The organism is Bradyrhizobium sp. 170, from assembly GCF_023101085.1.
GTDB lineage: Bacteria > Pseudomonadota > Alphaproteobacteria > Rhizobiales > Xanthobacteraceae > Bradyrhizobium.
The window spans coordinates 5064258-5076886 of record NZ_CP064703.1 but is presented as its reverse complement, the minus strand read 5'-3'; the positions used below and the strand labels follow the sequence as shown (position 1 = coordinate 5076886).

Sequence of the window (12629 nt, the reverse complement as noted above, 5' to 3'; positions counted from 1 at the left end):
CATGCTTCGGTGCATCATCGTCTGTCTGATCGGCCTGTTCGTCGGGATGAGCACGGCCGATGCCCAGTCGCGGCGGCAGATCGACGCGACGCCGTTTGCGCATGCGCCCTGCAGCGTGCTCGACGGCCAGCCCTGCACACCGTCGTTTTGCAGCGTGTTCAATGATGGTCCGTGCATTCCCGAGATCGATTATCCCTACGGCCAGAACCTGCAACTCACGATCGAAACCGTGCCACCGCAGGACCAGGCCGCGAAATATCGCAAGCCCGACCACGATCTCGATACCATCGGCGACCTGTTTGCGGCGCTCCGGTCCTGCTGGTCGCCGCCGCCTTCCGATATCGCGCGGCCGGGCATGCAGATGTCGGTTCGCTTCAGCTTCAAGCGCTCGGGCGAGATCATCGCCGCCCCGCGCGTGACCTATGCCACGGCCGGCGCCCCGGCAGATACCCGCGCTGCCTATCTCAAAGCGATCAACACCTCGCTCGCGGGCTGCGCGCCGCTCAAGTTCACGTCCGGACTGGGCGGTGCGCTGGCCGGGCGGCCGATCGCGATCCGCTACGTCGACAACCGCGATTTGGCAAAGCAGGCGGAGAAGCCGTGACGACGTCCGCGTGGCGCATTGCGCACCAAGCCCCTAAGATGATACGCGGATAATACCGGCAAACCAGCCGCGCAACGGGAGGACATCATGGGACTGCTGGTGTTGATCCTGGGCCTGCTCCTGTTCTTCGGCGTCCACACGCTCACCATCCAGCGCAAGCTGCGCGCGCAGGTCATCGCCGCGACCGGCGAGGGCGGTTACAAGATCGGCTATGCGCTGGCCTCGTTCGCAGGGCTTGCGCTGATCATCTGGGGTTTTGCGAAGTATCGTGCGACCGGCTGGATCGACGTCTGGACCCCGCCGACGGCGCTCAAGCACATTACGCTGGCCCTGATGCTGCCCGCGGTCATCATGGTGGTTGCGTCCTACATTCGCGGCCGGATCTATACGACGCTGAAGCATCCGATGCTGACGGGCATCAAGCTGTGGGCTGCGGCGCATCTGCTCGCCAACGGCGATCTCGGCTCGATCATCCTGTTCGGGTCGTTTCTCGCATGGGCGGTATATGACCGTATTTCGCTGAAATCTCGTTCCGACGCCGGCGCGCCGCCGATCCCCGTCGGTGGTCCCGGCAACGATCTGATCGCGATCGCGGTCGGCCTCGTCGCCTATCTGGCGCTCGCATTCGCGTTCCACCCGGTCGTGATCGGCGTCCCCGTGGTTGGAGTCTAGCATGTCGGTTCAATCTGCGATCAAGCGCAAAACTGCGCCGGATATCCGCGCGCGCAAGAACGGCGAGCCGATCGTGATGCTGACGTCCTACCATGCGCATACCGCAGCGCTGGTGGATCGCCACTGCGACGTCATTCTGGTCGGCGATTCCCTCGGCAACGTCATGCACGGTTTCGAGACCACGGTGCCGGTGACGCTCGACATGATGATCCTGCAGGGGCATGCGGTGATGCGCGGGTCGCAGCACGCGCTGGTCGTGGTGGACATGCCGTTCGGCTCCTATGAGGCCTCGAAGGAGCAGGCATTTCATTCCGCGGTGCGGATATTGAAGGAAACCCATTGCGGCGCGGTGAAGCTCGAAGGCGGAGCGCGGATGGCGGAGACCGTCGCGTTCCTGTCCGAGCGCGGCGTTCCTGTCATGGGCCATATCGGGTTGACGCCGCAATCGATCAACACGCTCGGTTCGTTTCGCGCGCAGGGCCGCGACGAGGGCAGTTGGGACCCGATCCTGAGGGATGCCCAGGCGATTTCGGATGCCGGGGCATTCTCGGTCGTGGTCGAGGCGGTCGCCGAGCCGCTGGCGCGAAAGATCACGCAGACCATCGCCATTCCGACCATCGGCATTGGCGCCAGCTCAGCTTGCGACGGGCAGGTGCTGGTGCTGGAGGACATGCTGGGCCTGTCGCCCAGGACGCCGAAATTCGTTCGCCGCTACGGCGATCTCGGCCCCGCGATCGAAGCCGCGGTCCAGGGCTACGCCAGCGACGTGCGCTCGCGCGCTTTCCCGGGGCCTGAGCACGTCTACGAGATGAAGAAGAGCTGACGAGGCACGCCATGGACTGGTCGCAGCATTCCATTCCGGCGATGCGGCTAGAACCGCGCTTCGGCGATCGTATCGTTCCGGCTTTTTGCGAACGGCCCAAAAGCATCCCGGCGATGGTAGCCGATGCAGTTGCTATGAATCCGGACGGCGAAGCGCTGGTCTGCGGTGACAGGCGAATGACCTGGCGCGAAGTCGCGCAGCAGTCTGCGCAGATCGCGGCAGGCTTCGGGAAGTTTGGCCTCAAGCGCGGCGACCGCGTCGCGGTGCTACTCGGCAACAGAACCGAATTCGTGCTGACGATGCTGGCCGCGGCGCATGCCGGGCTGGTCACGGTGTTGCTTTCGACCCGCCAGCAAAAGCCCGAGATCGCCTATGTGCTCACCGATTGCGGCGCGCGGCTCCTGATCCACGAGGCTGCGCTGGCCGACCGTGTGCCCGATGCGGGCGACATTCCCGATGTGACGCACCGGATCGCGGTCGATGATGATCCGAAACTCTCGCGCTTCTCGGATCTGGCCGATCACGCGCCGCTGGCTGCGCCGGTCGAGGTCGGCGAAGAAGACACCGCCATGATCCTCTACACGTCGGGCACGACCGGGCGGCCCAAGGGCGCGATGCTTGCCCATTGCAACATCATTCATTCGGCGATGGTGTTCGTGTCGTGCCTGAAGCTAACAGCGGCGGATCGTTCGATCGCCGCGGTCCCGCTCGGCCACGTTACAGGCGTCGTCGCCAACATCATGACCATGGTCCGCTGCGGCGGTGCGCTGATCGTCATGGCGGAGTTCAAGGCGGCGGAATATCTGAAGATGGCGGCGCGTGAGCGCGTCACCTACACCGTGATGGTGCCGGCGATGTACAATCTCTGCCTGCTGCAGCCGGACTTCGACAGCTACGATCTGTCGAGCTGGCGGATCGGCGGCTTTGGCGGCGCGCCGATGCCGATCGCCACGATCGAGCGGCTGGACGCCAAGATTCCCGGTCTGAAGCTGATGAATTGCTACGGCGCGACCGAGACCACGTCGCCGTCGACCATGATGCCCGGCGAACTGACCGCCAGCCACATCGACAGCGTCGGCTTGCCCTGTCCGGGCGCGCAGATCGTCGTCATCGATGCCGAGGGCCGTGAGCTGCCGCGCGGCGAGATCGGCGAAATCTGGATTCACGGCGGATCTGTCATCAAGGGCTACTGGAATAATCCGAAAGCCACCGCCGAGAGTTTTACGGCCGGCTTCTGGCACTCCGGCGATCTCGGCTCGATTGACCAGGAGAACTTCGTTCGCGTATTCGATCGGCAGAAGGACATGATCAACCGTGGCGGATTAAAGATCTATTCGGCCGAGGTGGAGTCGGTACTCGCCGGTCACCCCGATGTGTTCGAGAGCGCGATTATCGCCAAGCCGTGCCCGGTGCTGGGTGAGCGCGTGCATGCGGTCGTCGTCATCCGCGGCGCGGCCGGGGCCGAGGTGCTGCGCGCCTGGTGCGCCGAGCGGCTGTCTGATTACAAGGTGCCGGAAACCGTGGATGTGCGGACGGACCCGTTGCCGCGCAATGCCAACGGCAAGGTGATGAAACGGCAGCTCCGCGACGCCGCTGATCAAGCCGAGGTTCTGCCTACGAATTCCTCCAGGTAGGCAGGCACTTCGTGCCCCTCGATGTCGCAACGACAGCGGATTTCTCGCGCGACATCCTTGGACAAATCGTCGGTCCAGTGCTCCAGCGTGTTGAAAGCAACGACCTCGATCGGGTCGTTGAATTGTCCCGACAGAAGATCGGCAATGACCGTCTCGATGTCAGCGCGCTCGGTTTGCCGAGCGGTGCCATGCGGCCCTGGACCTTCCACGACCAGATATATTGTCTGATCAGCGCCATACGGCACAGTCGGAGGAAATCCGCGCATTGCCCGAACTCCATGTAACGGAGATTCAATGACAGCGCGGGCGATAGGTTCCCGTGACGCGTTTCAAAAAAACGTCTGGCGGATGGCACCGATGAACGCGCCTACCGTCGCCGCGTGTCGGCGCGCGCGAGGGCTAGAGTTTCGGCGCGCTGCCCTTGGGCATTGAGCCTTCGCTCGACCCGCCGGCAAGCGCCGCACTGTCGATCGCGGCAGCGCTGACGAGCTGCTTGACGTCCAGCAGGGTGAATTGCGCGATGCCGACGCGGTCGGCGGGCGTGCCCGGGACGAACTGCACGCTCAATACGCCGTCGCAATTCGCACCCTTGGCCTCGGCGAGCATGGCGCTAGGTTCTTTGGCCTTGGTCTGCGCGCGCTTGACGACCGCCACGCAACTGCCGCGGACGGTGTCGCCGTTGAGCTTGACGGCGGCCCTGGGGTCAAGCGGCTTGTCGATCGCTTCCAGCGCGGTCGCTTCCTTGTACTTGCCGCCGACCGACATGATCGAGCCCTTGCGGTAGATGTAATACAGATGCTGATCGCCGACGATGGTGGGCACGCCGTATTTGCCCATGACTTCCTTGATCATGTCGGCCTTCGACGGCTGCTGGTCCTGGGCGAAGGTCAGGTTGCGCGCGACGAAATAGGCGCGGTTGGCGCTCGCGGGCGAGGAGAAGCTGGTCGAGAGCATCTCGCCGTTCTGTTTCGAACCGGCGGGGAGGCTGAAACTCAACGCAGCGACGTAGCTGGCGCTGCCATTGCCGAATTTTTGCTGCTGGATGTCGGTCTTGGTGTCGGTACGGCCCTTGAACAGGGAATCAAAGATGGCGCGCGCGGATTCGGCGTTCGATTCGGTCGAGATACCCAAAATGTCGGGGCGCAATTTGCCCGAGAACGCCGTCTCGGGCGCCTTCGGCTTGATGTCGTCGGCCAGTGACGCCGCGGGCAGGGATGCCAGTCCCAATACCAAGCTCATGGCAAGCATCGAAACCAACGCATGGCGAGGCATGAAACACCCAGGAAATCGGGATAAGATTCGAAATGGAAGCGGGCGGGATTACGCCAAACTTTGAACCGCGATGTCAACATTGTCAGCCGATTTCGGAGGCATATCGAGCCGCTGTTAACGCTTTGATCCACCTCGCTTTGCCTTGCCACCGCCATATCGATAGGCTACGTCGCGGCCATGCGGGGATCGGGCGCACGATGCTGCCGCCCAAGGCGCGGTTCCTCGGGGATGGGATATCTTTAAGTGTCTGAATTATTTGATGAAGTCGACGAGGAGGTCCGTCGCGATCAGCTCAAGAAGCTGTGGGACCGATACTCGCTTTATATCATCGCCGGCATGATTTTGATCATCGCCGCCGTGGGTGGCTGGCGCGGCTACCAATATTTGGAGGCCAAGAAGGCGGCCGAGGCGGGGGCTGCGTTCGACAAGGCCGTCGAGCTTTCGGAAGCCAACAAGCACGCCGAGGCCGAGGCGGCCTTCGCCGATCTCGTCGCGAAGGCGCCGTTCGGCTATCGCGTGCTGGCGCGGTTGCGCATGGCGACGGAAGTCGCCAACCGCGATCCGCAGGCCGCGGCAAAGATGTTCGATGAGATCACCGCTGATCGCAGCGTCGGCGTCGCCGAGCAGGATCTGGCGCGGATTCGCGCCGCCCAGTTGCTGTTGGAAAGCACGAGCTATCCCAACATGAAAGAGCGCCTCGAAGCTGCTGCGGCGCCGGGCGCGACTTTCCGCCATACTGCGCGCGAATTGCTGGCGCTATCGGCCTGGCGCGCCAACGATGCCTCCGCGACGCGGCAATGGCTGGATATGATCGCCAATGACGGCCAGACGCCGCCGAGCCTGCGTTCGCGCTCTGAGGCGCTGCAGGCCTTGCTTCCGCCGGTCGCCAAGAGCTGACGGAAAAAGAGTTGAGTGGGAAAACAACCATGCGCCGCCCGCAACGTTTGATCGCAGCCGCCGTTCTCGTCGCACTTTCCGGCGCGCTGGCGGGCTGTGGCGGTGGCGGCATCGGCAATTTCGATCCCTCCGACATGCTCGACTTCCTCGATACCAAGAAGAAGCTGCCCGGTGACCGCAAGCCGGTGTTCCCCGAAGGCGTGCCGGGCCTCGAGCAGGGCGTGCCGAAGGATCTCTACAAGGGCTCCCGTCAGCAGGTCGACGACCCGAACGCGCAGGCTGCCGCTGCAGCTCCTCCGCCGGAAGAGCCGAAATCGAAGCGTGGCGCGAAATCCAAGGGCAAGCAGGCTGCCGCACCCGCGGCCGTGGACCCCGACGCCGCGCCCGAGGAAGAGGGCAGCACCGCCGCCGCGCCGCCGGCGCCCAAGCCGGCCAAGATCGTGCGCAAGCGCACCACCGCGCCGCCGCCCGATCAATCGGCGGCGCCTGCACAATCCCCGCAACAATCCGCGTTCCCGGCGCCGGTGCCGAGCGGTACTTTCACGCGCTGATTTGTCCTTTTCGTTCGATTGACACGCCCTTCAAAAAAGGGCGTTTGGATCATTTATGTCCTTTACGATCGCCATCATCGGCCGCCCCAATGTCGGCAAGTCGACGCTGTTCAACCGGCTGGTAGGGCAGAAACTCGCGTTGGTGGATGACGAGCCTGGCGTCACCCGCGACCGCCGCGAGGGCAATGCGCGTCTCGGCGATCTCGAATTCACCGTGATCGACACCGCCGGCCTCGACGAAGGCGCCAGGGGCTCGCTCACCGCGCGGATGCAGGAGCAGACCGAAACCGCGATCGGCCTTGCCGACGCGCTGATGTTCGTGATCGACGCGCGCGCTGGGCTAACGCCCAACGATCGCGCCTTTGCCGATTTCGCGCGCCGCGCCAACAAGCCGGTGGTGCTGGTCGCCAACAAGAGCGAAGGCAGGCACGGCGAAGTCGGCGCGATGGAATCCTACGCGCTGGGGCTCGGCGATCCCATCCAGATTTCGGCCGAGCATGGCGAGGGCATGAGCGATCTCTACGACGCGCTCGCTGCGCTGATGCCGGAGCCGGTCGATCAGGATGAAGAGTTCGACGACGACGACATCATCATATCAGATGAGGAACTCGCGCAGCGTCCGATCCGCGTCGCCATCGTCGGCCGCCCCAATGCCGGGAAATCCACGTTGATCAATCATCTGCTCGGCGAGGAGCGGCTGCTGACCAGCGCCGAGGCCGGCACCACGCGCGATTCCATTTCGGTGGAGATCACCTGGCAGGGCCGCGAGTTCCGCGTGTTCGACACCGCGGGGCTGCGACGGCGCTCGCGGATCGAGGCGAAGCTGGAAAAGCTTTCGGTGGCGGACGCGCTGCGCGCGGTGCGCTTTGCCGAAGTCGTCGTGATGATGATGGATGCGCAAAACCGGTTCGAGGAACAGGACCTGCGCATCGCCGATCTGATCGAGCGCGAGGGGCGGGCGATCGTGCTCGCGGTCAACAAGTGGGACCTGATGGAGCGGAAGGGAAATCTGATTTCCGCGCTGCGCACCGATGTCGATCACTGGCTGCCGCAGGTCAAGGGCGCGCCTGTTGTCGCGGTGTCCGGGCTGATGGGCGAAGGCATCGACCGGCTGATGACGGCGATTGAGGAAGCCTATGCAGTGTGGAACAAGCGCGTGCCGACGGCCACGCTCAATCGCTGGTTCGAGCAGGCGGTCGATGCCAACCCGCCGCCCGCGGTCTCCGGCCGGCGGCTGAAGCTGAACTACATTACGCAGGCCAAGGCGCGGCCGCCGAGTTTTATCTTGTTCTGCTCGCGCGCCGACGCCGTTCCACAATCCTATCTGCGTTATCTGACCAACTCGATGCGCGAGGCCTTCGACCTGCCGGGTGCGCCGATACGGATCACGCTGCGCGAAAAGGCCAATCCGTTCGCCCACAAGCGCAAGCGGCCGTCATGAGCGAAAAAGCGTCCGCGCACCCTGGCCAGGTGCCGCCGGTACGCAGCGGCGCGGCGGCCTTCATCTTCGTCACCATCCTGCTCGACATGCTCGCGCTCGGCTTGATCCTGCCGATCCTGCCCAAGCTGGTGGAGAGTTTCGTCGACAACGATACCGCAACCGCTGCGCGGATCTTCGGTCTGTTCGGCACCGCCTGGGCGCTGATGCAGTTCCTGTTCTCGCCAATTCTCGGCGCGCTCTCGGACCGCTTCGGCCGGCGGCCGGTGGTGCTGCTATCGAATTTCGGATTGGCGCTGGACTACGTGTTGATGGCGCTGGCACCCTCGCTGACCTGGCTGTTCATCGGCCGGGTGATCTCAGGCATTACGTCGGCGAGCATCTCGACCGCCTTCGCCTATATCGCTGACGTGACGCCGCCGGAACGTCGCGCGGCGGTGTTCGGCAAGATCGGCGCGGCCTTCGGCGCCGGCTTCATTCTCGGCCCCGCCATCGGCGGCCTGCTCGGCGGCATGGATCCGCGCCTGCCGTTCTGGATCGCGGCAGGCTTGAGTTTTGCGAATACGCTCTACGGCTGGCTGATCCTCCCCGAGTCGCTGCCGTTGGAGCGGCGCGCGCCGTTCCGCTGGAAAAGCGCCAGCCCGCTCGGCGCACTGCATCTCTTGCGCTCGAACCGGATTCTCGCCGGCCTGTCGCTGGCGAATTTCTTCGGGCAGGTTGCGCATGTGGTTCTGCCCTCTACTTTCGTGCTCTATGCGACCTACCGATATGGCTGGGATACGACGACCGTCGGCCTGACGCTGGCCCTAGTCGGCGTCTGCGCCATGGTGGTGCAGGGCGCGGGTGTCGGACCGATCGTCACGCGCCTCGGCGAGCGCCGGGCGCTGCTGCTGGGGCTTGCTTGTGGCGCGTTGGGATTCTTCATCTATGGCGCAGCCCCGACCGGACCGCTGTTCTGGCTCGGCATTCCCGTGATGGCGCTGTGGGGCGTGGCGGGCGCGGCGATCCAGGCGCTGACGACGCAACTGGTTGCGCCGGATCAGCAGGGTCAGTTGCAGGGCGCGACCAACAGCGTCAACAGCATCGCCCAGATGGCAGGACCGTTTCTGTTTACGCTGACCTTTGCCTATTTCATCAGTGACCAGGCGCCAGTGAAAATGCCGGGCGCGCCGTTCCTGCTGGCGGCGGCGCTGTTAGGGCTGGCGCTGGTGGTCGCGTGGCGCACGCTGGCGACGGTCGCATCCGCTCGCCAGACTGATTGCCGCGAATAGGCGGTTGCTACTGTAGCCAGTTTGCAACAGCGATTCCGATTTCTCGACCTTTAGCCACGCGGGACTGCTCGGGAACTTTCGGCAGCGCGGTTCCCGTATAAAGTAAATCAGTTGATTCGTTTTTTCTATTGAAGGCCGGGGCCGCGGACGTCTCGGATGCAAGCCATTCAAATGACGCGCGTGCCGGTTCGGATACGGTGTTTCCCCCGGCCGCGATTGCCGTTTTGGCAAGCCGCCGCCGCTCTTGCGATCGCTGGTTGCGCCACTCTGGCGCTTGCGAGCGGGGCATCCGCGGCCTGTTCGCCGGCGGCCGACAATAGCCCCAATCCTCCGCCGGGCACGACCGTTACATGCTCAGGCGTGACGACCGATCAGAACGGGACCGACGGTTACGGGACGGGCAACCAGACCGGCATTGTCATCAATGTCGACAGCGGTGCCTCTGTCACGGGAAGCGCGAATAGCGGAATCAATATCGGCAGTGCGACGGTCAGCAATTCGGGAAGCATCACCGGCGCAACGAACGGTGTTTTCTCTCAAAATGACGTCACGGTCACCAACAACACCGGCGCCACCATCACCGGCACTACCGTATCCGGCGTCGGCTCGAACAATGGCAGTGTGACTGTCGTCAACTCTGGCACGATCACGGGCAACGCAAACATTGGCGTATTCGCCTTCGTCAACGCCACCGTTACCAACAATGCCGGCGGCACCATCACCGGCGATCTGGGGGTCAATTCCGGCTACTCTGCTGTCGGGAATGTCACCAATGCCGGCAATATCGTCGGCACCTCTTTCGGTTTCATTGCCTACGGCACGGGGATCGTCTCCAACCATGCGGGCGGTCTGATTTCCGGCGGGACAAGCGCTATCCAGGCCAACCAATTATTGACTGTCACCAATGCCGGCACGATTGCCGGTACCGCCAACTATGGCCTGGAGGTGACCGGCGATATGGAAGTCACCAACGCGGCCACCGGAACGATTACCGGCGCCACGGATGCCCTCCGCACCCACAGCGGATCGATCACGGCGACAAATTACGGCACGATCTCAAGCGCTACCGGCATTGCGGCCGATGCGCATGCCAATCTGACGATAACGAACGGCGCCAGTGGAAGCGTAAGCGGTGGAATGGTGGCCAATCTGGGTTCTGCCCACGTTACCAACCAGGGGACCATTGCCGGCCTGAACCATACCGCCATTTATGCCTTTGCCGATATCAATGTCATCAATGGCGTCGGCGGGCAGATCACGAGCCTGATCAATAACGGGATATATGCCAGCAATGGCGTCGCTACCGTCGTCAATTCCGGAAACATAAGCGTTGGCGGCTTTGGCTACGCCATTCGCGCCGAGACGAGCGCGGTGGTGACCAACAATGCCGGCGCACAGATCAGCGGCGGCGACACCGGCGTCCGGGCCAGCCTGGGGTCCGTCTCAGTCACCAACTACGGCTCCATTTCCGGCCTCACGGGCAACGGCATCTATGCGGGCACCGGCGGGTCGACCGTCTTCAATGCGGGAACGATCAGCGGCGGAACGGCCGCCATTCAGTTTGCCGGCAGCGGCAACGTTCTCACGCTCGCACCGGGATCGGTGATATCGGGCAACGTACTCGGCGGCGGCAGTGACACGTTCCAGCTCGGCGGCAGCGGTGCCGCGAGCTTCGATGTCAGCACGCTGGGCGCCGCCGCCCAGTATCAGGGTTTTGGTACCTTCAACAAGGTTGGCGATTCCGCCTGGACGCTAACCGGCACCGGCTCCTTCGCCGGAGACATTCATGTCAATGGCGGCACGCTCGTTGTGAATGGCAATGTTGCGTCGGCCAGCAATCTCTTTGTCAATGCCGGCGGCACGCTGGGTGGCAACGGCATCGTCGGCAACTCCGTCATCGGCGGCGGTACGCTGGCTCCGGGTAACTCAATCGGGACGATCGCCGTGCAGGGGAGCCTCGTCTTCACGGCGGCTTCGACCTACCTGGTGGAGGTGTCGTCATCGGCATCCGATCTCACCAATGTGACGGGGGCGGCTAATTTGGCCGGGACGGTTCGGGTTGCTCTCGCAAACGGCACCCTGCGGTTCAATTCGCCCTACACCATCCTGACTGCGGCGACGTTGAACGGCTCGCACTTTGATTCTGTGGCGACGCCGACGGGGATTTCCGGTTCGCTGACCTATTCCGGCAGCACGGTGCAGCTTGTTCTGGGGTCGGGCCTTGCGGAGATTACCGGCCTCAATATCAACCAGAGAGCCGTCGCCACCGCGCTCGACAAGGCATTCAATTCCTTTGGCAGCGTGCCGGCGACATTCGGCGGCATCTTCGTCGGCAATGTCCCCGCAAACCTGACACAGGCCTCGGGCGAGTTGGCGACGGGTTCGCAGCAGACAACGTTCGACGCGATGAACCTCTTCGTCAATTTGCTGGCCAATCCGTTTGCTGCGGGACGCGACGGGACCGCGCCGGCGGCCGCTGCATTCCAGGAAGAGGGAGCAGCCGATAGCTATGCCGGCGGTCGCCGCCGGGCCAGTGCCGAACGCGACGCCTACGCTGCGATGACCAAGGCGCCGGGGGCGGTTGGTTTCGGCCACCGCTGGAGCGTGTGGGGCGCGGGCTATGGGGGCTCGCAGACCACCGCCGGCAATGCGGTACAGGGATCGAACACGGCCACCAGCCGCATCGCCGGCACAGCCGCCGGGGCCGAGTACCGGATTTCGTCATTCACGCAGGTCGGGTTCGCCCTGGCTGGCGGCGGTACCAACTTCGTCGTCGCCAACGGCCTCGGGTCGGGCCGCTCCGACCTGTTCCAGGCTGGCGCATACGTTCGTCATACGGCCGGTGCCGCGTACTTTTCGGGCGCTCTGGCCTATGGCTGGCAGGATGTCACGACGAACCGAACGGTCACGATTGCGGGCAGCGACCAGTTGCGTGCGCAGTTCAACGCCAACGCGTGGGCGGGGCGTCTCGAGGGCGGCTATCGCTTCATCACCCCGTGGGTCGGCATCGGCATTACACCCTATGCCGCCGCGCAGTTCGCAACCTTCGAACTGCCGGGCTACGCCGAACAGGCCATTGTCGGTGTCAACACCTTTGCGCTGGCCAATGTGGCCAAAAGCGTTACCTCGCCGCGCTCCGAACTGGGATTTCGCACCGACCGATCGTTTGCATTGCCGGGGGCGATCCTCACCCTGCGCGGCCGCTTCGGCTGGGCACACGACTACGATATCGATCGCAGCATTGCCGCTACCTTCCAGACGTTGCCGGGCGCATCCTTCGTCGTGGGCGGTGCATCGCCTGCGCGAGACGCCGCGCTCACTTCGGTAACTGCCGAGGCGAAGTGGCTGAACGGTTTCTCGCTCGCCGCGACCTTCGAGGGTGAGTTCTCGAACGTCACCTCAAGCTACGCCGGAAAGGGCGTGGTGCGCTATGCCTGGTAAGAAGCGCTGATCGGCGGGCGCATCCT

At 63.9% G+C, this 12629-nt stretch carries 11 protein-coding genes; 9 read left to right on the top strand and 2 right to left on the bottom strand.

Going from position 1 to position 12629, the window contains the following annotated elements; translation table 11 throughout:
* The first annotated feature begins 1 nt into the window (after position 1).
* The 4 genes from IVB05_RS23745 (at position 2) to IVB05_RS23730 (ending at position 3733) form a co-directional block, all read left to right on the top strand.
* Positions 2-604 (top strand): hypothetical protein, encoded by a 603-nt coding sequence (locus tag IVB05_RS23745; RefSeq protein WP_247778329.1) that lies wholly within the window; start codon positions 2-4, stop codon positions 602-604.
* 87 nt (positions 605-691) lie between these two features.
* Positions 692-1276 carry an NnrU family protein gene (locus IVB05_RS23740; protein ID WP_247778328.1) on the top strand — a complete coding sequence of 195 codons (585 nt, stop codon included), beginning with the start codon at positions 692-694 and terminating at the stop codon, positions 1274-1276.
* Between the two features lies 1 nt (position 1277).
* Positions 1278-2099, top strand: coding sequence for a 3-methyl-2-oxobutanoate hydroxymethyltransferase (gene panB, locus IVB05_RS23735; protein ID WP_247778327.1), 822 nt, complete (start codon positions 1278-1280; stop codon positions 2097-2099).
* 11 nt (positions 2100-2110) lie between these two features.
* Positions 2111-3733 (top strand): class I adenylate-forming enzyme family protein, encoded by a 1623-nt coding sequence (locus IVB05_RS23730; protein WP_247778326.1) that lies wholly within the window; start codon positions 2111-2113, stop codon positions 3731-3733.
* On the opposite strand, the gene IVB05_RS23725 is transcribed toward IVB05_RS23730, so the two are convergent.
* Complete coding sequence (locus IVB05_RS23725; RefSeq protein ID WP_247778325.1) at positions 3697-3999, bottom strand: hypothetical protein; 303 nt, start codon at positions 3997-3999, stop codon at positions 3697-3699. The two genes, IVB05_RS23730 and IVB05_RS23725, sit on opposite strands and share 37 nt — an antisense overlap.
* A gap of 133 nt (positions 4000-4132) precedes the next feature.
* Positions 4133-4972, bottom strand: coding sequence for a hypothetical protein (locus tag IVB05_RS23720; protein WP_247778324.1), 840 nt, complete (start codon positions 4970-4972; stop codon positions 4133-4135).
* 276 nt (positions 4973-5248) lie between these two features.
* Here IVB05_RS23720 and IVB05_RS23715 point away from each other — a divergent pair, with 276 nt between their 5' ends.
* From IVB05_RS23715 to IVB05_RS23695, 5 genes are all read left to right on the top strand, one after another.
* Positions 5249-5902 (top strand): tetratricopeptide repeat protein, encoded by a 654-nt coding sequence (locus IVB05_RS23715; RefSeq protein ID WP_247778323.1) that lies wholly within the window; start codon positions 5249-5251, stop codon positions 5900-5902.
* 29 nt (positions 5903-5931) lie between these two features.
* Entirely contained in the window at positions 5932-6453 is a 522-nt protein-coding gene (locus tag IVB05_RS23710) for a hypothetical protein (protein WP_247778322.1), read from the top strand.
* A 55-nt stretch (positions 6454-6508) separates the two neighbouring features.
* Positions 6509-7894 (top strand): ribosome biogenesis GTPase Der, encoded by a 1386-nt coding sequence (gene der / locus IVB05_RS23705; protein ID WP_247778321.1) that lies wholly within the window; start codon positions 6509-6511, stop codon positions 7892-7894.
* The gene (locus IVB05_RS23700; protein ID WP_247778320.1) at positions 7891-9162 is read left to right on the top strand and encodes a TCR/Tet family MFS transporter; all 1272 of its coding nucleotides are present in this window, start codon (positions 7891-7893) and stop codon (positions 9160-9162) included. Before der ends, IVB05_RS23700 begins: the two co-directional genes overlap by 4 nt.
* A gap of 360 nt (positions 9163-9522) precedes the next feature.
* Positions 9523-12603, top strand: a complete 3081-nt coding sequence (locus IVB05_RS23695) for an autotransporter domain-containing protein (protein ID WP_247778319.1) — start codon at positions 9523-9525, stop codon at positions 12601-12603.
* Positions 12604-12629: the final 26 nt, after the last annotated feature.